Below are 25,605 nucleotides of genomic sequence, written 5' to 3' on the forward strand. Positions count from 1 at the left end.
GATCATCTACCCCGGCCAGGCGCTCAAGATCCCGGCATCCGTCCCCTCCGTTCCCGGGCTGACCGCCGAGCAGGTCGGCAACGCGCAGCTGATCGTGCGCATCGGTCGCGAGCTGGGCGTGTCGGACCGCGCCATCGCGATCGCCCTCGGAACCGCGATGCAGGAGTCTTCGCTGCGCAACGTGACGTGGGGCGACCGCGATTCGCTCGGCCTGTTCCAGCAGCGCCCGAGCTACGGGTGGGGCACCGAGGCGGAGGTTCAGGATGCCGCACGCGCGACCCGCGCCTTCTTCGGAGGGTCCGGCGACCCGAACGGCGACCGCACCCGCGGCCTGCGCGACATCCCCGGCTGGGAGGCCCTCACGTTCACCCAGGCGGCGCAGGCGGTGCAGATCTCTGCATACCCCGACGCGTACGCGAAGTGGGAGGCACCGGCGCATGCGTGGCTCGCGGCGCTCGGGTGAACGCGATCCGGAACCGTCACATTACGATCTCGCGGGGTGAGCCGCTCCGCATCCTCGCAGGCCCGCGTCCGTAGACTCTCAGCGTGAGCACGAGTCAGCAGACGGACCCGCTGATCGGCCGTCTCGTCGACGGCCGGTACCGGGTGCGTGCTCGCATCGCCCGAGGGGGCATGGCGACCGTGTACGTCGCGACCGATCTGCGCCTCGAGCGCCGTGTGGCGCTCAAGGTGATGCACGGCCATCTGAGCGACGACACCGTGTTCCAGAGCCGGTTCATCCAGGAGGCCCGCGCGGCCGCCCGGCTGGCCGACCCGAACGTGGTCAACGTGTTCGACCAGGGCCAGGACGGCGACATGGCCTACCTCGTCATGGAGTACCTCCCCGGCATCACGCTGCGCGAACTCCTGCGCGAGCAGCGCCGGCTGACCGTGCCGCAGGCGGTGTCGATCCTGGACGCCGTGCTGTCGGGCCTCGCCGCCGCGCACCGGGCCGGCATCGTGCACCGCGACGTCAAGCCCGAGAACGTACTCCTCGCCGAGGACGGGCGCATCAAGATCGGCGACTTCGGGCTGGCGCGGGCGACCACGGCGAACACCGCGTCGGGTGCGCAGCTGCTGGGCACGATCGCGTACCTGGCGCCTGAGCTCGTCACCCGCGGCACCGCAGACGCGCGCAGTGACATCTATGCCATCGGCATCATGCTCTACGAGATGCTCACCGGGGAGCAGCCCTACAAGGGCGAGCAGCCGATGCAGATCGCCTTCCAGCACGCGACCGACTCCGTCCCTCGCCCGAGCGTGAAGAACCCGGGCGTGCCCGAGCAGCTCGACGAGCTGGTGCTCTGGGCGACCGAGAAGTCGCCCGACGAGCGGCCCCTCGACGCACGCGAGATGCTGCAGCGTCTGCGCGACATCGAGCGCGAGCTGGGCGTCTCCCCCGTGGTGGCACGCACCGGTCCGATCGGGATCGTCCGCGACGACACCGCGCCGACCGGCGAGCTCACCGCCGTGCTCCCCAGCACCGCCACCGGACCCACGACCGCGATGGAAGAGGTCGACAACGCCGGCCGGCTCCGTCGCGCCACCCAGCGCCGCCGCTCACGGGGCGCGTGGCTCATCGTGCTCGCACTGCTGCTCGCGACGCTTGCGGGCGGCCTCGGGTGGTGGTTCGGCTCGGGACCGGGGTCTCTGGTCGCGGTCGCCGATGTCACGGGGAAGACCTTCGAAGAGGCATCCGAGATCCTCCGCGCGGACTCGCTGGTGGCCGTGCAGCAGGGTGAGAACAGCCTCGAGGTCGCCGCAGGACAGGTCATCCGCACGAACCCCCCGCAGGGCACACGCGTCGACAAGGACACCGAGGTGAACGTCTTCGTCTCGCTCGGGCCGGCCGAGGCGACCTTCGCGTCGTTCGCCGGCATGTCCGAGGCCGACGCGCGCGCCGTGCTGAGCGAGAAGTCCGTTCAGACCGTCGAGGAGAACAGCGAGTTCTTCAGCGACCAGGCACCCGACACGGTCCTCGGCGTGGCGATCCGACCCGCCGGCGGGGCCGACGACGGGTCGCAGGACGTCGCCTGCCTGGACGGGTGCGTCGTTCACGAGGGCGACACCGCGCGCCTGTCGGTGTCTGTGGGGCCGGTGCCCGATGTCGTCGACCAGAGCGAAGGCTCGGCCCGCAGCGAACTGGAGGGCGTCGGCCTCCTCGTCGCCGAAGACAGCGCGACCGACACGAGCGAGACGATCGAAGAGGGACGCGTCATCGGTGTGAGCGGGCCGGAGGATCGGCCGTGGGCACCCGGTGACACCGTGACCCTCGTCGTGTCGACCGGTCCCCCGCTGTTCGAGGTTCCCGACGTGGTCGGGGACAGCCGCGACGAGGCGATCGAGAAGCTCGAAGCAGCCGGATTCCAGGTCGACTACGCCGCGTTCTTCGGCGTCGTTCCCAACGACATCACCGAGGTGACGGCATCCGACCCGGCCGCGGGAGAGCTGCGAGTGCGCGGCACGCGCGTTTACATCCAGCTCACCGTGACCGGCTGACCGGTCGTCCGGCGAGGTCAGCCACCCAGAGACAGCGAAGATCCCTGGATGCCTCGGCCGAGGCATCCAGGGATCTTCTGCGTGTCAGGCGCGAGCGGTGAGCTTCTCGAGCTCTTCGGCGACGAGAAACGCCAGCTCGAGCGACTGCATGTGGTTCAGGCGCGGGTCGCAGAGCGACTCGTAACGCGTCGCGAGTGCGGCCTCGTCGATCTCTTCCGACCCGCCGAGGCATTCGGTGACGTCGTCTCCGGTGAGCTCGACGTGGATCCCGCCCGGGAAGGTGCCGACGGCCCGGTGCGCGTCGAAGAACCCGCGCACCTCGTCGACGACGTCGTCGAAGCGCCGCGTCTTGTAGCCGGTGGGCGTGGTGATGCCGTTGCCGTGCATCGGGTCGGTGACCCAGAGCGGGGTGGCTCCCGAGTCGCGCACGGCCTCCAGCAGCGGTGGCAGCGCGTCGCGGATCTTGCCCGCGCCCATGCGCGTGATGAAGGTGAGGCGGCCGGGCTCACGGTTCGGGTCGAGCTTGTCGATGAGCGCCAGCGCCGTCTCGGGCGTCGTCGTCGGTCCGAGCTTCACGCCGATGGGGTTGCGGATCTTCGAGAAGTAGTCGACGTGCGCGCCGTCGAGGTCGCGCGTGCGCTCCCCGACCCACAGGAAGTGCGCCGACGTGTTGTACGGCGTGCCGGTGCGCGAGTCGATGCGCGTCATGGGCCGCTCGTAGTCCATGAGCAGGCCCTCGTGGCCGGTGTAGAACTCGACGCGCTTCAGCTCGTCGAAGTCGGCGCCGGCGGCCTCCATGAACTTGATCGCGCGGTCGATCTCGGTCGCGAGACGCTCGTACTGCTGGTTCGCGGGGTTCTGTGCGAAGCCCTTGTTCCAGGAGTGCACCTCGCGGAGGTCGGCGAAGCCGCCCTGCGTGAACGCGCGGATGAGATTGATGGTCGACGCGGCCGTGTGGTACCCCTTCAGCAGCCGCTGCGGGTCGGCCTGGCGCGAGCCCTCGGTGAAGTCGTAGCCGTTCACGATGTCGCCGCGGTAGGCCGGCAGCGTCACATCGCCGCGCGTCTCGGTGTCGCTGGAGCGGGGCTTCGCGAACTGACCCGCCATGCGGCCCATCTTCACGATCGGCATCGACGCGCCGTACGTGAGCACCACGGCCATCTGCAGCACCGTCTTGATCCGGTTGCGGATCTGCTCGGCGGTCGCGCCCGCGAAGGTCTCGGCGCAGTCGCCGCCCTGCAGCAGGAACGCGCGGCCGGAGGCCGCACGGGCGAGGCGCTCGCGCAGGTTGTCGACCTCACCGGCGAAGACCAGCGGGGGCAGAGTCGCGAGCTCTGCGGATGCCGCAACCGCCGCCTCGGCGTCATACCACTGCGGCTGCTGCTTGATGGGCAGGGTCCGCCAGTGGTCGAGTGCGTCGAGCTGCTGAAGCATCCCTCGAGTCTAGCCGTGGCGGAGTCGGCGCCGGCGCCGCGTGACGCCCGTTCGCCGGGAGGTCAGCGACTCTTCTTCTTCTTGAGGCGATCCTTGACCGACGACGCGTAGACGTCCTCGTATTCCTGCTCCCCCAGCCGCTGCAGCGCCACCATGATCTCGTCGGTGATCGAGCGCAGGATGTAGCGGTCGCCTTCCATGCCGGCGAAGCGCGAGAAGTCGAGCGGCTCGCCGACCACGATGCCGACCCGCACGATGCGCGGGACGGTGGTGCCGATCGGCATCATCGTGTCGGTGTCGACCATCAGCACGGGCACCACCGGAACGTGCGCTTCGAGCGCCATGCGCGCGATGCCGGTGCGGCCGCGATACAGCTTCCCGTCGGGGCTGCGGGTGCCCTCGGGATAGATCCCGAGCAGATCCCCGCGGCCCAGCACCTGAAGACCCGTGTTGAGGGATGCCTCGGAGGCCTTACCGCCGGTGCGATCGATCGGAATCTGCCCGGTCCCCTTCATGAACATCCGGGTGGCCCAGCCCTTGAGGCCCTTGCCCGTGAAGTAGTCGCTCTTGGCGAGGAACGACATCGGCCGGTCGATCATGAGCGGCAGGAACACGGAGTCGATGAAGGAGAGGTGGTTGCTGGCGAGGATGGCGGCCCCTTCCGCGGGGACGTTGCGGCGGCCGACGATCCACGGGCGCCAGATCGCCTTCACGATCGGCCCGATCACCACGTACTTCATCAGCCAGTAGAACACCGCTACGCCTCGGTCCCCGCGAGGTCGGCGGCGCCGATGAGGCCCGCGTCGTTCACGAGCCTCGCGATCGCGAAGGTCGCGATGGGGCGGTCGCCGTAGCCTGGGAGCGAACGCTCGTAGGCCACCCGCATGGGCTCCAGCAGCGCGTCGCCGAGCTGGGCGACGCCGCCGCCGATGACGAACAGCTCGGGGTCGAGCACGGCCTGGAAACCGCCGCACGCCTCGCCGAGCGCGGTGGCGACGCGGCGCAGCGCCTCGGCGGCGCCGGGGTCGCCGGCGAGGACGAGTCGCGACACGGCCGGTCCGCTGATCGAGCCGTGCTCCGCACGGTGGGCCGCCAGCGCGGCGCCGATCCCGCCCGCGTCGGCGATCTCACCGGCCTCGCGCTGCAATGCGCGACCGGAGGCGTACTGCTCGAGGCATCCGTGCTGACCGCAGCCGCACAGTCGTCCCTCGCGGATGAATCGGATGTGGCCGAGCTCGGCGGCGATGCCGTGCCCGCCGCGGAAGAGCTTGCCGTCCAGCACGATGGCCCCGCCGACGCCCGTGCCCATGGTGAGCATGATCATGTGGTCGACTCCGCGTCCGGCGCCGAAGCGGAACTCGGCCCAGCCGGCGGCGTTCGCGTCGTTCTCGATGGTGACCGGAAGGCCGATGCCGTCCTCGAGCGTCGCCTTGAGCGGCTCGTTGTGCCAGTCGATGTTCGGCGCGTGGATGACGGTGGCGCGGTCGCGGTCGATGAAGCCGGCAGCCGCGACCCCGACGGCGGCGACGTGATGCGCCCCTCGGAAGTAGCGCGCCATGTCGACGACGGCCTGGGCGAGGGCGTCGGTGTCGGTCGGGGTGTCGACGCGGAGCTGCTCGACGATGTGACCGTCTTGATCGACGACGCCTCCCGCGATCTTGGTTCCGCCGATGTCGATGCCGACCTTGAGCACGATCTCCCTCTCCGGCCGCCGCACGTACGACAGCGCCTTGCAGTCTATCCAGGCGGTCCTCGTCCACAGCCCCATCGGCGGGGAGGTGTCAGCCGATTAGACTCATGTCAGATCCGCCCGGGATTCACTCGTCCGGTACCGAAGGAGCTGCCGTGGTCCAGTTCGAAGTCCCTGCCATCGTCCCCGCCGATCCGCAGGCAAACATCACCGACCTGCTGGTCGAGCGCGTCAAGGCGACGCCCGACCGGGCATTGTTCGCCGTCCCTGATGGCGAGGGGTGGCGTGACATCAGCGCGGCCGACTTCCAGAAGCAGGTCATCGCGCTCGCGAAGGGGTTCGTCGCCGGTGGCCTCGAGCCGGGCGACAAGGTCGGCTTCATCGCCCGCACCACCTACGATTGGACGCTGGTCGACTTCGCGCTGTTCTATGCCGGTGCGGTGATGGTGCCGATCTACGAGACCAGTTCGACCGGGCAGATCGCGTGGAACCTCACCGACTCCGGCGCGATCGCACTCATCACCGAGTCGCCGGAGCACAGCGCCCGCTTCGCGGAGGCGCGCAGCGAGCTTCCCCTCATCCGTTCCGCGTGGGAGATGCACAGCGGCGACCTCGACCGGCTGATCGCCGAGGGCGCGGGCGTCTCCGACGACGAGATCGAGCGGCGACGCAACATCGCCAACGGCGCCGACATCGCCACACTCATCTACACGTCGGGCTCCACCGGCCGCCCCAAGGGCTGCGTGCTCACCCACAGCAATTTCGTCGAGCTCACCCGCAACGCGACGCTGTCGAACCAGGAGGTCTTCGCCACCCCGGGCGCGTCGACCCTGCTGTTCATCACCACCGCGCACGTGTTCGCGCGGTTCATCTCGATCCTGAACATCCACGCCGGGGTCAAGACGGGGCACCAGCCCGACACGAAGCAGCTGCTGCCGGCGCTCGGCTCGTTCAAGCCCACGTTCCTCCTCGCAGTGCCGCGCGTGTTCGAGAAGGTCTACAACTCCGCCGAGCAGAAGGCCGAGGCGGGCGGCAAGGGCAAGATCTTCCGCGCTGCCGCGCACACGGCCGTCGAGCACTCGCGGCTGCAGCAGGAGGGCAAGAAGGTCCCGCTCGGCACGAAGATCAAGTTCGCGCTGTTCGACCGGCTGGTCTACAGCAAGCTCCGCACCGCCATGGGCGGGAACATCGCCTACGCGGTCTCGGGCTCCGCCCCGCTCGGACCCCGGCTCGGCCACTTCTTCCACAGCCTCGGCGTCACGATCCTCGAGGGCTACGGCCTCACCGAGACCACCGCCCCCGCCTCGGTGAACCAGGCGCGCAAGTCGAAGATCGGCACGGTCGGGCCGGTCATCCCCGGTGTCGGCATCCGCCTCGGCGACGACGGCGAGATCCAGGTGCGCGGCGTCAACGTGTTCAAGGAGTACTGGCGCAACCCCGAGGCCACGGCCGAGGCGTTCGACGGCGACTGGTTCAAGACCGGCGACCTGGGTTCCTTCGACGACGAGGGCTTCCTCACGATCACCGGCCGCAAGAAGGAGATCATCGTCACGGCCGGCGGCAAGAACGTCGCCCCCGCTGCGCTCGAGGACCCGATCCGCGCCAACCCGATCGTCGGCCAGGTCGTCGTGGTCGGCGACCAGAAGCCGTTCATCGCGGCGCTCATCACTCTCGACCCCGAGATGCTGCCGGCGTGGCTGTCGAACAACAACCTGCCGGCCGACCTGTCGCTGACGGACGCGGCGAAGAACGAAGCGGTGCGCGCAGAGATCCAGCGAGCGATCGATCGGGCGAACACGACCGTGTCGCGCGCCGAGTCGATCCGCAAGTTCACGATCCTTCCCACGGAGTGGACGGAGAGCAGCGGTCACCTGACGCCGAAGATGAGCATCAAGCGCAACGTGATCCTCGCCGACTTCGCGGGCGACGTCGAGGAGATCTACGCCGTCCCCGTGAACACGTCGAACGTCTCGCTCTCGTAACACGGCGATGGATGCCGGAAGCCCCGGGCCCTCGAGGGTCCGGGGCTTCGTCGTGTCCCTCGCGCTGCCGCGTCCGCCCTCCGGCCGTCCCGCGCTCCACCCACCGCGAAAAGCCGGGCCGATAGCGAGACACGCCGGGCCAAGGCATCCGTCACCGGCGTGTCGCCGTGACCGGCCCGACTTTTCGCAGCGGACGGGCTCAGGAATTGCCCGTCGCGCTGCACGCCTGGGCGTCAGAACCAGTCGGACTCGCGGATCTCGCGCATCGCGACGCGGCGCTCTTCGGGCGTCAGCCGCTCCAGGTAGAGCATGCCGTCGAGGTGGTCGGTCTCGTGCTGCAGCGCCTGGGCGAGCAGCCCCTCCCCCTCGAGCACGATCTCGTTGCCGTCGAGATCCATCCCGACGACCTTCGCACGCGGGTAGCGGACGGCTTCGTGCCAGAGTCCCGGCACCGACAGGCACCCCTCGCCGATCGCCGCGGGCTCTCCCGAGACCTCGACGAGGACGGGATTCAGCACGTACCCGATGTCGCCGTCGATGTTGTAGCTGAAGGCGCGCAGGCCTACGCCGATCTGCGGCGCTGCCACGCCAGCCCGACCGGGCAGCTCGACGGTGTCCACCAGGTCGCGCACGAGGGCGCGCACGCCGTCGTCGACAGTTTTGATCGGGGTGCTGACCGACTTCAGAACGGGGTCGCCGAAGACACGGATGGTACGAACAGCCATCTGATGCCTCAGGCTGCCGGACTGAGCGAACGAAGGCCCTCGACCACGGTGGCGGCGAGCTCGCGCGCCGCGTCCCGCGTGGCGGGCTGCAGCTCGCGGAACACGATGGCGCTGCCGGCCGCGATGTGCGCGTCATACGGCACCCGCACCACCGTCCGCACGCGCGTGCGGAAATGCGACTCGAGCTCGTCGAGCTGCACGAGCGGATGCCCGGGCCGCGCGTTGTTGAGCACCACGACGGCGTTGCGCACCTTGTCGGAGTAGCCGTTCGTCTCGAGCCACGTCAGCGTCTCGGACGCCAGGCGTGCCTCGTCGACGCTGAGACCTGCGACGATCACGAGCTGGTCGGCGAGGTCGAGGGTGGCGCCCATGACGGAGTGCACGATGCCGGTGCCGGTGTCGGTGAGGACGACCGAATAGTAGTGCGCGGCGAGAGCCGCGACATCCCGGTAGTCGGCGTCGTTGAACGCCTCCGAGACGCGGGGGTCGGAGTCGGAGGCGACGACGTCGAGGCGGGTCTCGTCACGCGCCACGATGTTGGACAGGTCGTTGAAGCCGACGACGTCGCCGCTGATACGCACGAGGTCGCGGACGGTGCGGCCGCTGTCGCGCGAGATGCGCTCGGCCAGGGTGCCGCGGTCGGGGTTCGCGTCGACCGCGATCACGCGGTCGTCGCGCGCGCCGGCGAGAGCCATGCCGAGCAGCGTCGTCACAGTCGTCTTGCCGACTCCGCCCTTGCGGGAGAGCACCGGCACGAAGCGCGCGCCGCCGGCAAGCGGCGCCGCGATGCGGCGGTCGAGCTCCTTGCGGGCCTTCGCGCGCTTGCTGTCGCCGAGGTTGATGCGCCGGCCCGAGATCGAGTAGACGAAGTGCTGCCAGGCGCCCTCAGGCTCCGGGCGCACCACCTGATGCGGGTCCAGCAGCCGATCCGCGGTGAGAAGGTCGGCGGTCTCACGGTCGCCCTCGAACTCGCCCAGGCGCTTCGACGTGAGTGCGACGTCGGAGCGGGCGAACGGAGCCCGCTCCACGGCCGAGCGCTCCACGACCGGCTGGGCGCCGGTGTGATTCGCCGCCCGACGGGTCGCCGGGGTCGAGCCGGCGGCGGTCTTCGCCGCCGCGGCGCTCGCAGAGACGGACGGCGGTGCGGGCGACTTCGGTGCGGGGGATGTCTTGGGGGCGGATGCCGCGGCCGCGGCATCCGTCTTGCCGGCGTCCTTGCCGGCGTCCTTGCCGTCGTCGGCCGGGGTCTTGGCGATCATGGGCTCCTCCGCGGTGTCGTCGGTCGCGATGACATCGTCTCCCGTCGGGGCGTTCTCCGCCAGGGCGGCTTCGCCTTCGACATCGTCGATGCCCTGGGCGAGGATGAGGTCGAACTCGGTGGGATCGAACTCTTCGTCGAACTCCGCGTCCTCGAACTCGGCGACGTCGAAGTCCACGACGTCGAACTCGTCCTCCGCGGAATCGACGGCTGCGGCCGGTTCAGCGCTCGCCCCGGGCTCCGCCTCGGCCGAGACCGAGACGGGCACATCTTCGGCCGGCGCTGGTGCTTCCGCCGCAACCTCGGCCTCGGCAGCGGGCTCCTCGTGCAGGTCGGCGGCGTCCTCGACGATCACCTCGCCGTGGCGGTCCTGCGGCTCCTCGGCCGGGAGCGCCTCGAGGACCTCATCCGCGTCGGCGATGTCCTCCACCGGCGGGGCCGGCGCGAAGCCCTCGCCCTCGACCGTCCACTCCTCGAGTTCTGCGGGCGTCTCCACGATCTCGGCCTCGGCGGTCTCGAGGGGATACTCGTCGGCCGGCACGGGGGCGATGACGGGAAGGTCGGCGTCCGCCGGGATCTCGATGACGAAGGGCACCTCGTCGTCGATGACATCGTCGTCGGCGAGGTCGTCCTCGGACTCGGACGGCAGTTGGACGTTCACCTGCGCCGTTGCACCGCCCAGGATGCCGAGACCGGTCGTGTCGATGCTGCCGGTCTCGGAGAGCACCCCGTTCTCGGGTTCGTCGGGCGTGTGTTCGGTGCGATCGGGCGTCACTGCGAAGTTCTCCTGGGAAGACGGCGCCTGTGAGGGTGCCGGGGGCGCATATTCGGGCGTATGCCGCCCTCCAGGCTACTGGGCCGGACGGATCACGACCAAAAGGTCGCCCGCATCGACCTGTGCGGTCGCGGCGATCGCGAGGCGTTCGACGACGCCGTCGACCGGCGCGGTGATGGCCGCCTCCATCTTCATGGCCTCGATCGAGGCCACCGGCTGCCCGGCCGTCACCGTGTCGCCGACGGCCGACTTGAGCGTGACGACCCCCGAGAAGGGTGCAGCGACCTGTCCCGGCTTCGAGGTGTCGGCCCTCTCGGCCGGGCGCGTCTCGACCTTGATGCTGCGGTCGCGAACGAATACAGGCCGGAGCTGGCCGTTGAGGGTCGTCATCACCGTCCGGAAGCCCTTGTCGTCGGCCTCGCCGATCGCCTCGAGTCCGACGTACAGCTGTACGCCCGGGTCGATCTCGGCGACGTGCTCCTCCCCCGGCTTCAGGCCGTAGAGGTAATCGGGTGTGCCGAGCGCGGTGAGGTCGCCGTACGCCTCGCGGTTCTTCTCGAACTCGCGCGCCGGGCCGGGGAACAGCAGCCGGTTGAGCGTGCGGCGGCGGAGAGCCGTGTCGCCGGCCAGACCTTCGTGCTCCTCGCCTGTGAGCGGCGGCACCTCGATCGAGACCGTGCGGCCCTCGAGCACCTTGGTGCGGAAGGGCTCGGGCCAGCCCCCGGGCAGATCGCCCAGCTCGCCCGCCATGAACCCGACCACCGAGTCCGGGATGTCGTAGTTCTGCGGGTTCTCCTCGAAGTCGGCGGGGTCGGCACGCACCGCTACGAGCGCCAGGGCGAGGTCGCCGACGACCTTGGACGAGGGCGTCACCTTCGGGATGCGGCCGAGGATGCGGTCGGCGGCCGCGTACATGTCCTCGATGAGTTCGAAGTCGTCGGCGAGGCCCAGCGCGATCGCCTGCTGGCGGAGGTTCGAGAGCTGTCCACCCGGGATCTCGTGGTGGTACACGCGGCCCGTCGGCGAGGCGAGCCCGGACTCGAACGGGCGGTAGAGGTGGCGCACGGCCTCCCAGTACGGTTCGAGGTCGGCCACCGCCTGCAGACTGAGGCCGGTGTCGCGGTCGGTGTGCGCGAGCGCGGCCACCAATGCCGAGAGCGAGGGCTGGCTGGTGGTGCCCGACATCGGTGCGGCGGCAGCATCCACCGCGTCGACGCCCGCAGCGCTGGCCGCCAGGAGCGTCGCCAGCTGACCACCGGCGGTGTCGTGGGTGTGCAGGTGCACCGGCAGGTCGAAGTTCTCGCGGAGCGCCGTGACGAGCTTGGCGGCGGCAGCGGGACGCACGAGTCCGGCCATGTCTTTGATCGCCAGGATGTGCGCTCCGGACTCGACGATCTGCTCCGCGAGGCGGAGGTAGTAGTCGAGCGTGTAGAGCCGCTCCGCCGGATCCAGCAGGTCGGAGGTGTAGCAGAGCGCAACCTCCGCGATGGCGGTGCCCGTCGAGCGCACAGCGTCGATGGCCGGGCGCATCTGCGACACGTCGTTGAGCGCGTCGAAGATGCGGAAGATGTCGACGCCGGTGGCCGCGGCTTCGCGCACGAAGGCGTCGGTGACCTCGACGGGCCGGGGCGTGTAGCCCACCGTGTTGCGGCCGCGCAGCAGCATCTGGATCGGGATGTTGGGCATGGCTTCGCGCAGCGCCTCGAGGCGCTCCCACGGGTCTTCCGCAAGGAAGCGCAGCGCCACGTCGTAGGTGGCACCGCCCCACGCCTCGACCGACAGCAGCTCGGGCGTCATGCGCGACACGTGCGGGCCGACCCGCACCAGGTCGCGGGTGCGGACGCGGGTGGCCAGCAGCGACTGGTGGGCGTCGCGGAACGTCGTCTCGGTGACGGCGAGTGCGCTCTGCGCGCGAAGAGCACGGGCGAAGCCCTCGGGGCCGAGCGCGCGCAGCTTCTCGAGCGTTCCCGCCGGCGGTGCGGCGGTGAGGTCGATGTCGGGCAGCTTGCTGCCCGGAGAGACCGACAGCGGCTTGTCGCCGTAGGGCCGGTTGACGGTCACGTCGCCGAGCCAGTTCAAAAGCTTGGTCGCCCGGTCCCGTGACGGGTTGCTGGTGAGCAGCTGGGGGCGCTCGTCGATGAACGAGGTGCTGACGTCGCCGGCGACGAACGCCGGGTCGTCGAGCACGGCCCGCAGGAACGGGACGTTGGTCGAGACGCCGCGGATGCGGAACTCCGCGAGCGCCCGGCGTGCACGGGCGACGGCGGCCGGGAAGTCGCGGCCGCGGCACGTGAGCTTCGCGAGCATCGAGTCGAAGTGCGGGCTGATCTGCGAGCCGGCTGCGGTCGTGCCGCCGTCGAGCCGGATGCCGGCGCCACCGGGCGAGCGGTACGTGGTGATCCGGCCGGTGTCGGGGCGGAACCCCTGCGACGGGTCCTCGGTCGTGATGCGGCACTGGAGGGCTGCTCCGCGCAGCTGGATGCGGTCCTGCGTCAGGCCGAGCTCGGCGATCGTCTGCCCGGCGGCGATGCGCATCTGCGACTGCACGAGATCGACATCCGTCACCTCCTCGGTCACGGTGTGCTCGACCTGGATCCGCGGGTTCATCTCGATGAACACGACCTCGCCGGTGCGGGGGCCGGCCGTCTCCAGGAGGAACTCCACCGTGCCGGCGTTCTCGTAGCCGATCGACCGCGCGAAGGCGACGGCGTAGCCGTGGAGCGCGTCCCGGACGGCGGGGTCGAGGTTGGGCGCGGGTGCGATCTCGATCACCTTCTGGTGACGGCGCTGCACCGAGCAGTCGCGCTCGAACAGGTGCACGGTCTCGCCCGTCGCGTCGGCGAGGATCTGCACCTCGACGTGGCGGGGCCGCTGCACCGCCTGCTCGAGGAACACGCGGGCGTCGCCGAAGGCGCTCCCGGCCTCGCGCATCGCCTCGGCCAACGCCGGGGCGAGCTCTTCACGGCGCTCGACGCGCCGCATCCCGCGTCCGCCACCGCCGGCGACGGCCTTCACGAAGATGGGGAAGCCGATGTCGTCGGCCTGGCCGAGTAGGACGTCGACGTCGTCGGACGCCTCGGTCGAGCGCAGCACCGGCACGCCCGCGGCGACGGCGTGGTGCTTCGCGGTGACCTTGTTGCCGGCCATCTCCAGCACCTTCGCGGGCGGACCGATGAAGGCGATGCCGTTCTCGGCCGCCTTCTCCGCCAGATCGGGGTTCTCCGACAGGAAGCCGTAGCCCGGGTAGATCGCGTCCGCTCCGGCATCCTTCGCCACGCGGATGATCTCGTCGACGTCGAGGTACGCGCGGACGGGATGCCCCTTCTCGCCGATCTCGTACGACTCGTCGGCCTTCTGCCGATGCAGCGAGCCGCGGTCTTCGTAGGGGAACACCGCGACCGTGCGGGCGCCCAGCTCGTATGCGGCGCGGAAGGCCCGGATGGCGATCTCGCCTCGGTTCGCGACCAGGATCTTGCGGAACATTCGACCTCCGTGTGCGGCGGCGCAGGCGGGCCCGGGGAACAGGCTGAGTGTGCTCTCAGCCTAGGGGACGGTAACGTGGTGCCTTGTGCACGTCCTATCCGTCAGCTCGCTCAAGGGTGGGGTCGGCAAGACAACCGTGACTCTCGGACTCGCGTCGGCGGCATTCGCCCGCGGTGTCCGCACGCTCGTCGTCGACCTCGACCCGCAGTCCGACGTATCGACGGGCATGGACATCCAAGTCGCCGGTCGACTGAATGTCGCCGATGTCCTGGCCAACCCGAAGGAGAAGACGGTCCGTCAGGCCATCACCTCCAGCGGTTGGGCGAAGGTGCATCCGGGCACCATCGACGTGATGATCGGCAGCCCGTCTGCGATCAACTTCGACGGCCCGCACCCGAGCGTCCGCGACGTCTGGAAGATGGAGGAGGCGCTGGCGACCATCGAGGCCGACTACGACCTCGTGCTCATCGACTGCGCGCCCTCGCTCAACGCTCTCACGCGCACCGCGTGGGCGGCGTCCGACCGCGTGATCGTCGTGACCGAACCCGGCCTCTTCTCGGTGGCCGCCGCCGACCGCGCGCTCCGCGCGATCGAAGAGATCCGCCGCGGTCTCTCCCCCCGCCTGCAGCCGCTCGGCATCGTGGTCAACCGCGTGCGCCCGCAGTCGATCGAGCACCAGTTCCGCATCAAAGAGCTGCGCGACATGTTCGGCCCCCTCGTACTGAGCCCGCAGCTGCCCGAGCGCACCTCGCTCCAGCAGGCGCAGGGCGCCGCGAAGCCCCTGCACATCTGGCCCGGCGACTCGGCGCAGGAGCTCGCGGCCGACTTCGACTCGCTGCTCGACCGCGTCATGCGCACCGGTCGCATCCCGGTGGCGGAAGACACGCGCCCCTGACGATGACGGATGCCGGTGGCACCGGCATCCGCTCTGTGATCAGCCTCCTCAGCTGATGGTCACTTTGTATAGATCGTGCACCAGTCGGTGATCACGACTTGCTATTCGCCGCGCGATCGCTGAACATATCGCCATGGCATCGATGACGCTGCACCCTGACAGCCTCGCCGTGCACGCCGGCCGCGACGATCTCGCGAGCCTCGGCGTCCACGCACTCCCCCTCGACCTCTCGTCGACCAATCCGCTGCCCGGCATCGACCTCGGCGGCATGTCCTACGAGGTGCTGGCGACCGGCGGCCACCCGTTCGAAGGCGGCTCGAACGTCTACGCCCGGCTGTGGAATCCCACGGTCGCCCGGTTCGAAGAGGCGCTCGCCCGCCTCGAGCACGCCGAGGAGGCGGTGGCGTTCTCGTCCGGCATGGCCGCGGTCACCGCTGTGCTGCTGGCGCTGACGCACGAGTCGCAGCGCCGCCACGTCGTGGCGGTCCGCCCGCTCTACGGCGGCACCGACCACCTGCTGGCATCGGGGCTGCTCGGCGTCGAGACGACGTTCTGTGCGCCAGACGCCGTCGCGGCGGCGATGCGGGACGACACGGCGCTTGTTGTACTCGAGACCCCGGCCAACCCGACGCTCGAACTCGTCGACATCGCCGCCGTGGTCGCGGCGGCGAGCGACGTGCCCGTCCTGGTCGACAACACCTTCGCCACGCCGGTGCTGCAGCATCCGCTCGATCTCGGCGCCGCACTGTCGCTCCACAGCGCCACCAAGTACCTCGGCGGCCACGGCGACGTCGTCGGTGGCGTCGTCGCCTGCGACGCACGGCTCGCCGCGGCCCTGCGCCGCACGCGCGCCATCACCGGCGCCATCATGCATCCGCTCGCGGCCTACCTGTTGCACCGCGGCCTCGCGACGCTGCCGGTGCGCATGCGGGCGCAGCAGGAGGGCGCACGCGTCGTCGCCGACTGGCTCGCTACGAGGGACGAGGTCGCCCGCGTGCACTTCCCCGGCTTCGCGGCGAGTGACCCACAGGGTCTGGTGGGCACGCAGCAGGCAGGCCCGGGCGCGATGATCGCGATCGAGCTCGCCGGCGGGTTCGCGGCGGCGTCGTCGCTGACGGCAGCGGTCGAGCTGTTCACCCACGCGGTGTCGCTGGGCAGCGTCGACTCGCTCATCCAGCACCCCGCGGCACTCACTCACCGGCCAGTCGCGTCGGAGGCCAAGCCGTCGGACGCTCTGGTGCGGCTTTCGATCGGTCTCGAAGACCCCTCCGACCTCATCGCCGACGTGGCTCAGGCGCTCACCGCGAGCGCCGAGGCGCGAGACAGCGTGGAGACGGCGCGGGCGTGAGTCAGGCGGTGCGGGCGGCGCGGCGTACCGCGAGCTCGTCCATCGCGTCGAGCTTCTCGACCTCGAACTCGACGAGCTCCGACTCGACTTCGCGCAGCACCTTGCCGACCGCGATGCCGAACACGCCCTGACCGCGGCTGACGAGGTCGATCACTTCGTCGTTCGACGTGCAGAGGTAGACGGAAGCGCCGTCGCTCATGAGGGTCGTGCCCGCGAGGTCGCGGATGCCGGAGGCACGCAGCTGGTCGACGGCGGTGCGGATCTGCTGCAGCGAGATGCCGGTGTCGAGCAGACGCTTGACCAGCTTCAGCACGAGGATGTCGCGGAAGCCGTACAGCCTCTGGGAGCCGGACCCGCTGGCGCCACGGACGGTCGGCTCGACGAGCTCGGTGCGAGCCCAGTAGTCCAGCTGCCGGTACGTGATGCCGGCGGCCTTCGCAGCCACCGCGCCGCGGTAGCCGACCTCGTCGTCCATCGCGGGAAGTCCGTCGGTGAAGAGGAGTTCGGCGCCGAACGGCTCACCTGCGGCCAGGTCTCCGGTCATGCTCGTTCCCCCCTCCGGAATCGAATACCTCAACGCTAGATCAGCCTCCCCCTCGCGGCAATGACATCCGCTGTTCGGAGGGCGGCGTGTCGCACGCTTCCCTCCGGCGGGCTCTCCGCCGACGGCACTCCCGCCGCGTCAAGAGAGCATGCGGTCGAGCGCGGCACGCACGAAGATCGCGCGTACGTCGTCGAGGCGTCGGGTCAGTTCGGGGGCCAGCTCGCCGGCGCGACCTCGGGACGAGGCATCCGTCCGCCGCAGCAAGGGAGCGAGGGCCGACTCGACGAGCGCGACATCGCGCTCGGCGCTCTGGCGCAGCGCGCGGACGTGACGGGGCTCGATGCCGTGGCGGTCGAGGGCGACGAGCGCGCGCAGCAGCGTGACGGACTGGTCGGTGTACGAGTCGGCACCCGCGATGATGCCGGTGCTGATCGCGTCGTTGAGCAGCTGCGGGGCGGCTCCGGCGGCAGCGAGCATCTCATCCCGGCGGTAGCGACGCGGTGCGGGAACGATCGAAGGCGGCGGCACCGCCGTCGGCGTGGCCGGATCTCGGCCGGCGTCGACGTCTTCGAGATAGTCGCGGATGACCGACAGCGGCAGGTAGTGGTCGCGCTGCAGCGTCAGCGCGAGCCGCAGCCGCTCGAGGTCGTCCTGAGAGAACTTGCGGTAGCCGGACTCGGTGCGCAGCGGCGTGACGATGCCCTGCACCTCGAGGAAGCGCAGCTTGCTGGACGTGAGGGACGGGAACTCCGGCGACAGTCGCGCCAGAACCTGCCCGATGCTGAGAAGACCCGCGGACGACGCCCTTTCACGGGCGGAAGCCGCGGGCATCAGGCGTCCGCCGCCCGGGCGAGGTCGGCCGGTGAGACGAAGAAGTTGAGGCGGAACTTTCCGACGCGCACCTCGGCGCCGTTGGTGAGAGCGGCCCTGTCGACCCGCTCGCCGTTGACGTAGGTGCCGTTGAGGGAGCGCTGGTCGACCAGTTCGAAGGTCGTGCCCGAGCGCGTGATCTCGGCGTGGCGGCGCGAGACGGTGACGTCGTCGAAGAAGATGTCGGCTTCGGGATGCCGCCCCACGGTGGTCACGTCGGAATCCAACAGGTAGCGGGCGCCTGCGGTGGGTCCCGAACGGACCAGTAGAAGCGCGGCACCCGACGGGAGCGCGTCGATCGCGTCGAGCTCCGCATCGCCGAGCTCGCTGCCGAACGGCACGAAGGACAGATCGGAATCGTGGCCGAACGTCTGCGTGGTGTCGGCGGCACGGTCTGACTCGTGCGCGTCGGCTCCTGCAGCGCGGCGGATGTCGCCCTCATCGGGTCGGCGGTCGTGCTCCACGGTTTCCTCCTCTGCTCGGCCAGCCTATCCGATCACCCTCGGCTCGGAAGAGGCCGTTTTGCGGTTCGCGGGGGCCGGTGGTCGGCACCGGTACCCCGGTGAGCTCCGGCACGGCGGCGCGCTGACGCCGGGCCGGTGCGCCCCCGAAACGGCGGCTCCCGCAATGTTTCGCCGCGTGTCACCCGAGATGCCTTGACAAGCGTGCCCCCCTAGCCTGGCAGGACCGCAGACGATTCGTCGCATGAGAAGGAGAACATCGTGTCCAGCCCGCACAGCCACATCCCGCCCCTCCAGGTGCGTGAGCGTGCGGCGTGCATGTGCGACCACGGTGCCAGCTGCTCCTCGTTCGCTCCCGGTCACGCCCTGCACCTGATCCAGGCGCGCCTGGCTGCGGCCACGCCGTCGGAATGGGCGGACGCGATCGTCGAGGAGTCCGATGAGCGATCCGGCTTCGTGATCGTGCGGACGCTGACGGACGCGACGTCGATCGTGCTGTGGAACGGCGTCGGCGCCGCTGCGTCGGCGACGCCCGGCACGCCCGTCGCACTGCACGAGCGCTATCACGTGCTCGCCGTCGGCGGCACGCGCTACAACGTCCTCCGCGCGGAGCTCGTCGAAGCCTGAGGCCTCGCCGCGATCCGAGCGGCCCCGTGCGCGATCGCACGCGCACGAGTGAGAGAAGGCGACGGGCCTCAGCCCATCGCCATCATCGAGTTCTTCATCGCCATGCAGGCGTCCATGCACGCCTGGCAGGCCTGAGCGCACATCTTGCAGACCTCGCTGTGGTCGGCGTGCTCCATGCACTCGTCCATGCACAGCTGGCACATCGCGATGCACGCGTCCAGCATCGACATCATGGTGGCCGGGTTCATGCCCTGCATGCGCAGCATGGACCGCATCATGGTGTTGCACATGTCCGCGCAGTTCATGCACGCCGGGGCGCACGACATCATCTGGGTGGAGCACACCGTGCATGCCTGCTCGCAGGCCGAGCAGGCGTCCATACAGGCCTGCATCACCGACATGTCCATCGTGTCCATGCCGGGCATCGACATCATGTCCTTCGACATGGCGTCCATCATCATGGAGTCCATCTGCCCACCTCGCTTCTCTGGGTTCGTCCGCGAGCAGGAGTGCCCGCCTGCGGCTCAGGCTACTCGCGCGACGGCGCCGTTTGAACCCTCGGCGAGGCTCGATCGAGCGTTGTCACAAGGAATTCACAAACCCGTCCGGGCGCGACCGCTCCCGCCCCCTCGTGCGAGGGAACGGGAGTCGTCGCCAGCCGTCCGTCGCCGGCTGCCGCCCAGAAGATGGCCTGCGCCGCTTGGCTCATCGCGCCCTTCGGGTGCGTCCGGAAGCGCGCGCCCGCCCGGGGTTTCCGCTCGCCTCGCTGCGAGCGGATGGACGAAACGCACCGGCTAGGCTCGATCGGGTGGAAGCCCTTCGACCCCGCGATTCCCTTCTGACCCACCGTTTCGCGCTCGTCGCGGCCGTGCTGCTTGTGGCGTTCACGATGCTGCTGGCACCGGCATCCTCCGCCCACGCGCACGATGAGCTGCTGGGCAGCGACCCGGCCGCGAACGCCACGATCGACGCACTTCCCGGCCAGCTCACGCTCACCTTCAGCGCCGCGATCGCTGACGACGAGGGAGCCTCGGTCGTGGAGGTGACGGATGCCGCGGGCACGGCGCTCGCCGTCGGCACGCCGACCGTCCGCGACAACCTCGTCACCCAGGCGCTGTCGGGCGAGGCATCCGGTGCCGTCAAAGTGCTGTGGAAGGTGGTCTCGAGCGACGGCCACCCCATCTCGGGCGAGTTCTCGTTCACGGTCACCGCAGCGCCCACCCCCACGGCCGCCCCCACCGAGACCACCGCACCCAGCCCGAGCGCCACCGCCGCGCCCAGCGAGACGGCGACGCCCACCCCGACGGTGACGAGCGAGCCCGCCGCGTCAGACGGGTCGAGCGCGCTCCCCTGGGTCATCGCCGGTGTGCTCGCCCTCGCGCTGATCGGCGCCGTCGTCTACCTGCTGGTGTCGCGTTCGCGGCGCGAGAAGGCACTCGCCGACGCGGCTCAGGGCACCGCCGACGACCCCTCGCAGCCCGGCTCCCCGCCCTCAGCCGACCACTAGGCTGGAAGCATGCCTCACTACGACGTCGCCATCCTCGGCGCGGGGCCCGGCGGGTACGTCGCGGCCGTCCGTGCTTCTCAGCTCGGCCTCAAGGTCGCGATCATCGAAGAGAAGTACTGGGGCGGTGTCTGCCTCAACGTCGGCTGCATCCCCTCGAAGGCACTGCTCAAGAACGCCGACCTCGCGCACCAGTTCCACCACAAGGCCGATCTCTTCGGCATCTCGGGTGACGTGCACTTCGACTTCGGGGTCGCGTGGGATCGCAGCCGCAAGGTGGCCGACACCCACGTCAAGGGCATCCACTACCTGATGAAGAAGAACAAGGTCGACGAGTACGAGGGGCGCGGGTCGTTCACCGGCCCGAACGCGATCCGCGTCGCCAAGGCCGACGGCTCGACCGAGGATGTCACCTTCGACAACGCGATCATCTCGACCGGCTCGAAGGTCCGCCTGCTCCCGGGTGTGCAGATCGGCGGCAACATCGTCACGTACGAGGAGCAGATCCTCGCCCGCGACCTGCCGCAGTCGATCGTCATCGTCGGCGCCGGCGCCATCGGCATGGAGTTCGCCTTCGTCATGGTGAACTACGGCGTCAAGGTCACGATCATCGAGTTCCTCGACCGTGCCCTGCCCAACGAGGACGCCGACGTCTCCAAGGAGATCGCGCGCCAGTACAAGGGCTACGGCGTCGACATCCTGACGTCGACCAAGGTCGAGACCGTGAACGACCAGGGCGACAAGGTCACCGTGACCTACACCGCCAAGGACGGCTCCACCGGCTCGATCGACGCCGACAAGGTCATGATGTCGATCGGCTTCGCCGCCAACGTCGAGGGCTTCGGCCTCGAGAACACCGGCGTCAAGCTCACCGACCGCGGTGCCATCGACATCGACGACCACATGCGCACGAACGTCCCGCACATCTACGCGATCGGCGACGTCACCGCCAAGCTGCAGCTGGCCCATGTGGCCGAGGCGCAGGCCGTCGTGGCGGCCGAGACGATCGGCAAGGCCGAGACCATGACGCTCGGCGACTACCGCATGATGCCGCGCGCGACGTTCTGCTCGCCGCAGGTGGCCTCGTTCGGCCTCACCGAGCAGCAGGCACGCGACGCCGGCTACGACGTCAAGGTCGCGAAGTTCCCGTTCTCGGCGAACGGCAAGGCCAACGGCCTCGGCGAGCCCATCGGCTTCGTCAAGCTCATCGCCGACGGCGAGCACCTCGAGCTGCTCGGCGGTCACCTCATCGGCCCGGACGTCTCTGAGCTGCTGCCCGAGCTCACGCTCGCGCAGAAGTGGGACCTCACCGCCCTCGAGGCCGCCCGCAACGTCCACACGCACCCGACGCTGTCGGAGGCCGTGCAGGAGGCCTTCCACGGCCTCGCCGGTCACATGATCAACCTCTGATCAGCGCCCGACGTCGAACGCCCCGGACCTTCTCGAAGGTCCGGGGCGTTTCGTCTCGTCGCTGGCGCTCCTCGCTCAACGACCGGGATCCCTGTTCCGTCGCGAGCGAAGCGAGACGAGACGCGTCTTCACCGGCCGTTGAGCGAGCGAAGCGAGACGAGACGCGTCTTCACCGGCCTTTGAGCGAGCGAAGCGAGACGACACGCGTCTTCACCGGCCGTTGAGCGAGCGAAGCGAGACGAAACGCGCGACGACTCGTCAGGCTCCGAGCGTGCGGGCGAGTTTGGAATCGGATGCCGCTTCCCGGCCGCCGACGGCGTGCACGGCTTCTTCGGCGGCGGCGAAGAGCGCGGCGCGCTCGTCCGCTGCAGCGGGGGCCGCAGGCCCGAGCTCGAACTCCCATTCGCGCCAGGTGCGCTCCACGCCGCCGCGCTCATCGGTCGCCCGGACACGGTCGTCGACGAACTCGGCCACGACGCCCCCGTCGGCGTTCTGGAGGGCATAGGCGGTGCGCTGATTGCGGATGCGCGCGATCGGGGTCAGTGACGCGGCAGTCGCCGCCACCGGAAGGGCGTCGGCGACGGCATCCGGAATCCGCTCCCCCGTACCGAGGGGCCAGTGCAACTCGACACGACCGCCGTCGGCGCCCCGCGGGCCTTTGATGTGCCAGCCCTCGTCAGGGCCGCCGGTGCGGCGGCGCACGGCGTAGCCGGCGTGCGCGAGGGTGAGGTCGTCGCTGTCCAGGTACACGGCATCGAGCTCGCGCGGCTCGGCCGCGCCGACGGACGACACTCCGGGCAGACCCGACCAATCGGGCAGCGGGGTGTCGTCGTCGACGTCGAACTTCAGCTCGACCTCGAGCGAGCTGGTCGGGCGGGTGGGATCGGCGTGGTGCTGGTCAGCGTCGCTCACGTGCGGTGTCGCTGTAGGGATCGATGTCGTCCTCGGCCTCGAGGAACCAGAACTCGGCCTCGGTCGGCCCATCGCCGTCGCCCGTGTTCTCGGGCGCGCCCTTGCGTTCGTAGACGACCTGCGTCTCGCTGTAGGGAACGATCAGACGGTCGAGGTCGGGATCTTCGAGCGGGAGGAGCTGCCCGTCGAGCGGGCCTCCGTGCAGTCGTGCGATGGCCATGGGCCCCAGCGTAGCCCCGGAGCGGCGCCCCGACCCGCACTTGCGGATCGCCGCGAGACATGTCAGGCGTACGGCTGCTCGCGTACCGGCCCGCCTCGGTGCACCTGCGCCGTTCCGCACCGCCCGCGCCGCAGCATCCGTGCAAGCGCTTCCAGCTTGTGCCCCTAGAATCGCGAGCGTGAAGGCCATCCGAACATTCACGGTCCGCCCTGTCCTCGCCGAACCCCTCGCCCCGCTCGATCGCCTCGCCTCGAACTGGCGATGGTCGTGGAGCCGCGCGACCCACGCACTGTTCGCCTCGATGGATCCCGTCCTGTGGGAGGAGATCGGCGCGAACCCCGCCCGCATGCTGGGTGCCCTGGGTCAGTCGCGCCTGGACGAGCTCGCCCGTGACGACGAGTTCGTCGCGCGCGTCCGCGACGAGGATGAGCGCCTCACCGCCTACCTTGGCGGCGACCGCTGGTTTCAGCGGCTCGAGGGCGACAAGCCGGCGCACATCGCGTACTTCTCCCCCGAGTTCGGCGTCGACGGGTCACTGCCGCAGTACTCCGGCGGGCTCGGCATCCTCGCGGGAGATCACCTCAAGAGCGCGTCCGACCTGGGCGTGCCCCTGACCGGTGTCGGCCTGTTCTACCGTGCCGGCTACTTCCGCCAGTCGATCGGCGAGGACGGCTGGCAGCGCGAGAGCTATCCGCTGCTCGACCCCTACGGCCTCGGTCTCACGCTGCTGCGCGATCGCGACGGCGCACCCGTCGAGATCACGCTCGAACTGTCGGGCGACCGGCGCCTCCACGCGCGCATCTGGGTCGCGGACATCGGCCGCATCCCGCTGCTGCTCCTCGACTCCGCGACGCCGTCGAACACCGACGAGATGCGCCGCGTCACCGACCGCCTCTACGGCGGCGGCGGCGAGCACCGTCTGCTGCAGGAGCTGCTGCTCGGCGTCGGCGGTGTACGGGCGGTGCGGGCCTTCTCGGACCTCACCGGCCGCCCCAGCCCCGACGTCTTTCACACGAACGAAGGCCACGCCGGATTCCAGGGTCTGGAGCGGATGTCGGAGCTCATCATGCACGACGGCCTCGACTTCGACGAGGCCCTGGCGCAAGTGCGAGCGGGCACGGTCTTCACGACGCACACGCCGGTGCCGGCCGGCATCGACCGCTTCTCGCGCGAGCTCATCGCGAACGTCCTCACGAGCGGGCTCTTCCAGGGCCTGGACGCGGGACGCGCGATCGCGCTCGGCCTCGAGACGTGGGACGGCGGCGACCAGGGGGTCTTCAACATGGCCGTCCTCGGCCTGCACCTCGGCCAGCACGCCAACGGCGTCTCGGTGCTCCACGGCGAGGTGAGCCGCGGGATGTTCGGCATGCTGTGGCCGGGCGTTGACTCCGACGAGGTGCCCATCACGTCGATCACCAACGGCGTTCACGCTCCGACCTGGGTGCACCCGGCGCTCAAGGCCGTGAGCGAGCGGGCGTGGGGCGACGCTCATACCGACACCCACGACTGGACCGATCGTGCCTCCGTGACGGATGCCGAGCTCTGGGGCGTGCGTCAGCAGATGAAGGGCGGGCTCGTCGCCGAGGCGCGGCGGCGGGTCGCGGCGTCCCACGGCAATGGCCACACCCCGTCGTGGGTGGAGGATCTGCTCGACCCAGAGGTGCTCACGATCGGCTTCGCGCGACGCGTGCCGACGTACAAGCGGCTCACGCTGATGCTGCGGGACCCGGAGCGGCTCACGCGACTGCTGACCGACCCCGAGCGGCCGGTGCAGATCGTCATCGGCGGCAAGTCGCACCCGGCCGACGACTCGGGCAAGATCCTGATCCAGCAGCTCGTGCGGTTCAGCCGCGACCCGAAGGTGCGCGGGCGGATCGTGTTCCTGCCCGACTACGACATCACCCTCGCGAAAGACCTCTACCCCGGCTGCGACGTCTGGCTCAACAACCCGCTGCGCCCGCTCGAGGCGTGCGGCACGAGCGGAATGAAGGCCGCGCTGAACGGCGCGCTGAACCTCTCGATCCTCGACGGCTGGTGGGACGAGTGGTACGACGGCCAGAACGGCTGGGCCATCCCCACCGCCGACACCGCCGCGAACGACGAGGAACGCGACGACGTCGAGGCTGCGGCCCTCTACGACCTCATCGAGCACCAGCTCGTGCCGAAGTTCTACGAGCGGGAGGGCGGCATCCCGACCGCGTGGCTGGGCATGGTGCGCCACACCATGACCGAGCTGGGCAAGAAGGCCACGAGCGACCGCATGGTACAGGACTATGTCCAGCGACTGTACGTGCCGGCGGCCGCTCACGATGTGGCGCTGCGCGCCGACGGGTTCGCCCAGGCGCGCCAGGTGGCCGCGTTCGTCGTGCGCGTCCGGAGCGCCTGGGGCCGGATCTCGATCGCGAGCGTCGACAGCTCGGGCATCCCGGCGCAGGCGCAAGCCGGCGACGTGCTCGAAGTCCGCGCCGACGTCCGTCTCGACGGGCTCTCCCCCGACGACGTCGCGGTCGAGCTGCTGTACGGCCGCACCGACCAGGACGACGCGCTCGCGAGCCAGCACTCCGTGCACCGCCTCTCCCCCGCCGACGGGGTGGACGGCGTCCGCACCTTCACGGGCACCCTGCCGCTCACCGTGACGGGCACGTTCGGGTACACCGTCCGCGTGCGTCCCACGCACCCGCAGCTGGTGTCGCCGGTCGAACTCGGGCTCGTCACCTACGCCTCGTAGGACGCGAATCACGGATGCCTCGGCCCGTCGCATTCGTGCGGTCCAAGGCGTTTCGTCTCGGTCGCTGGCGCTCCCTCGCTCAACGACCGAGGCTCTTGCTCGGTCGTTGGGCGAGCGAGGAACGACCGAGGCTCTCTTGCCCGGTCGTTGAGCGAGCGAGGAACGAGCGAGACGAAACGCCCGTGCACGGCGTCGTCGAGTAATCCGAGCGTTTCGTCTCGGTCGCTGGCGCTCCCTCGC

20 protein-coding genes and 1 pseudogene are annotated in these 25,605 nt (G+C 70.0%); 9 read left to right on the top strand and 12 right to left on the bottom strand.

What is annotated here, in order from left to right:
• Positions 1–463: pseudogene (locus tag B1729_RS14460) on the top strand (peptidoglycan-binding protein LysM); the annotation flags it as partial.
• Positions 464–546: 83 nt separating this feature from the next.
• On the top strand, positions 547–2,499 hold the full coding sequence (pknB, locus tag B1729_RS14465) for a Stk1 family PASTA domain-containing Ser/Thr kinase (protein ID WP_163633442.1): 1,953 nt from the start codon (positions 547–549) through the stop codon (positions 2,497–2,499).
• 84 nt (positions 2,500–2,583) lie between these two features.
• Here the strand turns inward: pknB and B1729_RS14470 are convergent, their stop codons facing one another.
• The 3 genes from B1729_RS14470 to B1729_RS14480 form a co-directional block, all read right to left on the bottom strand.
• Entirely contained in the window at positions 2,584–3,933 is a 1,350-nt protein-coding gene (locus B1729_RS14470; protein ID WP_163620797.1) for a 3-deoxy-7-phosphoheptulonate synthase class II, read from the bottom strand.
• 62 nt (positions 3,934–3,995) lie between these two features.
• Complete coding sequence (locus B1729_RS14475) at positions 3,996–4,688, bottom strand: lysophospholipid acyltransferase family protein (protein ID WP_163620798.1); 693 nt, start codon at positions 4,686–4,688, stop codon at positions 3,996–3,998.
• A gap of 2 nt (positions 4,689–4,690) precedes the next feature.
• A complete protein-coding gene (locus tag B1729_RS14480) occupies positions 4,691–5,626 on the bottom strand; it encodes an ROK family glucokinase (RefSeq protein ID WP_163633452.1) in 936 nt (311 codons plus the stop codon).
• 152 nt (positions 5,627–5,778) lie between these two features.
• Here B1729_RS14480 and B1729_RS14485 point away from each other — a divergent pair, with 152 nt between their 5' ends.
• Positions 5,779–7,605 (top strand): AMP-dependent synthetase/ligase, encoded by a 1,827-nt coding sequence (locus B1729_RS14485; protein ID WP_204318934.1) that lies wholly within the window; start codon positions 5,779–5,781, stop codon positions 7,603–7,605.
• 233 nt (positions 7,606–7,838) lie between these two features.
• On the opposite strand, the gene def is transcribed toward B1729_RS14485, so the two are convergent.
• The 3 genes from def to B1729_RS14500 all read right to left on the bottom strand — a co-directional run bounded on the left by def (position 7,839) and on the right by B1729_RS14500 (position 13,846).
• Positions 7,839–8,330, bottom strand: a complete 492-nt coding sequence (gene def, locus B1729_RS14490; RefSeq protein WP_163620800.1) for a peptide deformylase — start codon at positions 8,328–8,330, stop codon at positions 7,839–7,841.
• Positions 8,331–8,338: 8 nt separating this feature from the next.
• On the bottom strand, positions 8,339–10,363 hold the full coding sequence (locus B1729_RS20630) for a MinD/ParA family protein (protein ID WP_204260208.1): 2,025 nt from the start codon (positions 10,361–10,363) through the stop codon (positions 8,339–8,341).
• Between the two features lie 75 nt (positions 10,364–10,438).
• Entirely contained in the window at positions 10,439–13,846 is a 3,408-nt protein-coding gene (locus B1729_RS14500; RefSeq protein ID WP_163620801.1) for a pyruvate carboxylase, read from the bottom strand.
• Between the two features lie 85 nt (positions 13,847–13,931).
• On the opposite strand from B1729_RS14500, the gene B1729_RS14505 reads away from it, so the two are divergent.
• Both B1729_RS14505 and B1729_RS14510 read left to right on the top strand, forming a co-directional pair.
• Positions 13,932–14,741, top strand: coding sequence for a ParA family protein (locus B1729_RS14505; RefSeq protein ID WP_163620802.1), 810 nt, complete (start codon positions 13,932–13,934; stop codon positions 14,739–14,741).
• A 133-nt stretch (positions 14,742–14,874) separates the two neighbouring features.
• Positions 14,875–16,089 carry an aminotransferase class I/II-fold pyridoxal phosphate-dependent enzyme gene (locus tag B1729_RS14510; protein ID WP_163620803.1) on the top strand — a complete coding sequence of 405 codons (1,215 nt, stop codon included), beginning with the start codon at positions 14,875–14,877 and terminating at the stop codon, positions 16,087–16,089.
• Between the two features lies 1 nt (position 16,090).
• Here the strand turns inward: B1729_RS14510 and B1729_RS14515 are convergent, their stop codons facing one another.
• From B1729_RS14515 to B1729_RS14525, 3 genes are all read right to left on the bottom strand, one after another.
• Positions 16,091–16,633 (bottom strand): MerR family transcriptional regulator, encoded by a 543-nt coding sequence (locus B1729_RS14515; RefSeq protein ID WP_163620804.1) that lies wholly within the window; start codon positions 16,631–16,633, stop codon positions 16,091–16,093.
• A 138-nt stretch (positions 16,634–16,771) separates the two neighbouring features.
• Complete coding sequence (locus B1729_RS14520; RefSeq protein WP_163620805.1) at positions 16,772–17,464, bottom strand: MerR family transcriptional regulator; 693 nt, start codon at positions 17,462–17,464, stop codon at positions 16,772–16,774.
• On the bottom strand, positions 17,464–17,967 hold the full coding sequence (locus tag B1729_RS14525) for an FHA domain-containing protein (RefSeq protein WP_163620806.1): 504 nt from the start codon (positions 17,965–17,967) through the stop codon (positions 17,464–17,466). Before B1729_RS14525 ends, B1729_RS14520 begins: the two co-directional genes overlap by 1 nt.
• A 258-nt stretch (positions 17,968–18,225) precedes the next feature.
• Between B1729_RS14525 and B1729_RS14530 the strand changes: the two genes are divergently transcribed.
• Positions 18,226–18,591, top strand: a complete 366-nt coding sequence (locus tag B1729_RS14530; RefSeq protein ID WP_163633446.1) for a hypothetical protein — start codon at positions 18,226–18,228, stop codon at positions 18,589–18,591.
• A gap of 68 nt (positions 18,592–18,659) precedes the next feature.
• On the opposite strand, the gene B1729_RS14535 is transcribed toward B1729_RS14530, so the two are convergent.
• On the bottom strand, positions 18,660–19,061 hold the full coding sequence (locus B1729_RS14535; RefSeq protein WP_163620808.1) for a hypothetical protein: 402 nt from the start codon (positions 19,059–19,061) through the stop codon (positions 18,660–18,662).
• A gap of 338 nt (positions 19,062–19,399) precedes the next feature.
• Between B1729_RS14535 and B1729_RS14540 the strand changes: the two genes are divergently transcribed.
• On the top strand, positions 19,400–20,098 hold the full coding sequence (locus B1729_RS14540) for a copper resistance protein CopC (protein ID WP_239526281.1): 699 nt from the start codon (positions 19,400–19,402) through the stop codon (positions 20,096–20,098).
• A 9-nt stretch (positions 20,099–20,107) separates the two neighbouring features.
• On the top strand, positions 20,108–21,505 hold the full coding sequence (gene lpdA, locus B1729_RS14545; protein ID WP_163620809.1) for a dihydrolipoyl dehydrogenase: 1,398 nt from the start codon (positions 20,108–20,110) through the stop codon (positions 21,503–21,505).
• A 258-nt stretch (positions 21,506–21,763) separates the two neighbouring features.
• On the opposite strand, the gene B1729_RS14550 is transcribed toward lpdA, so the two are convergent.
• Together B1729_RS14550 and B1729_RS14555 are read right to left on the bottom strand one after the other, a co-directional pair.
• Positions 21,764–22,417, bottom strand: a complete 654-nt coding sequence (locus tag B1729_RS14550) for a CYTH domain-containing protein (RefSeq protein WP_239539658.1) — start codon at positions 22,415–22,417, stop codon at positions 21,764–21,766.
• Complete coding sequence (locus tag B1729_RS14555; protein ID WP_163620811.1) at positions 22,404–22,637, bottom strand: response regulator; 234 nt, start codon at positions 22,635–22,637, stop codon at positions 22,404–22,406. The genes B1729_RS14550 and B1729_RS14555 overlap by 14 nt, the downstream gene beginning before the upstream one ends.
• Positions 22,638–22,815: 178 nt before the next feature.
• On the opposite strand from B1729_RS14555, the gene glgP reads away from it, so the two are divergent.
• Positions 22,816–25,365 carry an alpha-glucan family phosphorylase gene (gene glgP, locus B1729_RS14560; RefSeq protein ID WP_163633450.1) on the top strand — a complete coding sequence of 850 codons (2,550 nt, stop codon included), beginning with the start codon at positions 22,816–22,818 and terminating at the stop codon, positions 25,363–25,365.
• The last annotated feature ends 240 nt before the right edge of the window (positions 25,366–25,605 follow it).

It is taken from the genome of Microbacterium sp. B35-04 (assembly GCF_010634885.1).
GTDB lineage: Bacteria > Actinomycetota > Actinomycetes > Actinomycetales > Microbacteriaceae > Microbacterium.

Coding starts and splice junctions, on each gene's coding strand:
- B1729_RS14470 (WP_163620797.1), bottom strand. CDS start 3,933: ATGCTTCAGCAGCTCGACGCACTCGACCACTGGCGGACCCTGCCCATC.
- def (WP_163620800.1), bottom strand. CDS start 8,330: ATGGCTGTTCGTACCATCCGTGTCTTCGGCGACCCCGTTCTGAAGTCG.
- B1729_RS14500 (WP_163620801.1), bottom strand. CDS start 13,846: ATGTTCCGCAAGATCCTGGTCGCGAACCGAGGCGAGATCGCCATCCGG.
- B1729_RS14510 (WP_163620803.1), top strand. CDS start 14,875: ATGGCATCGATGACGCTGCACCCTGACAGCCTCGCCGTGCACGCCGGC.
- B1729_RS14515 (WP_163620804.1), bottom strand. CDS start 16,633: ATGACCGGAGACCTGGCCGCAGGTGAGCCGTTCGGCGCCGAACTCCTC.
- B1729_RS14520 (WP_163620805.1), bottom strand. CDS start 17,464: ATGCCCGCGGCTTCCGCCCGTGAAAGGGCGTCGTCCGCGGGTCTTCTC.
- B1729_RS14535 (WP_163620808.1), bottom strand. CDS start 19,061: ATGGACTCCATGATGATGGACGCCATGTCGAAGGACATGATGTCGATG.
- lpdA (WP_163620809.1), top strand. CDS start 20,108: ATGCCTCACTACGACGTCGCCATCCTCGGCGCGGGGCCCGGCGGGTAC.
- B1729_RS14555 (WP_163620811.1), bottom strand. CDS start 22,637: ATGGCCATCGCACGACTGCACGGAGGCCCGCTCGACGGGCAGCTCCTC.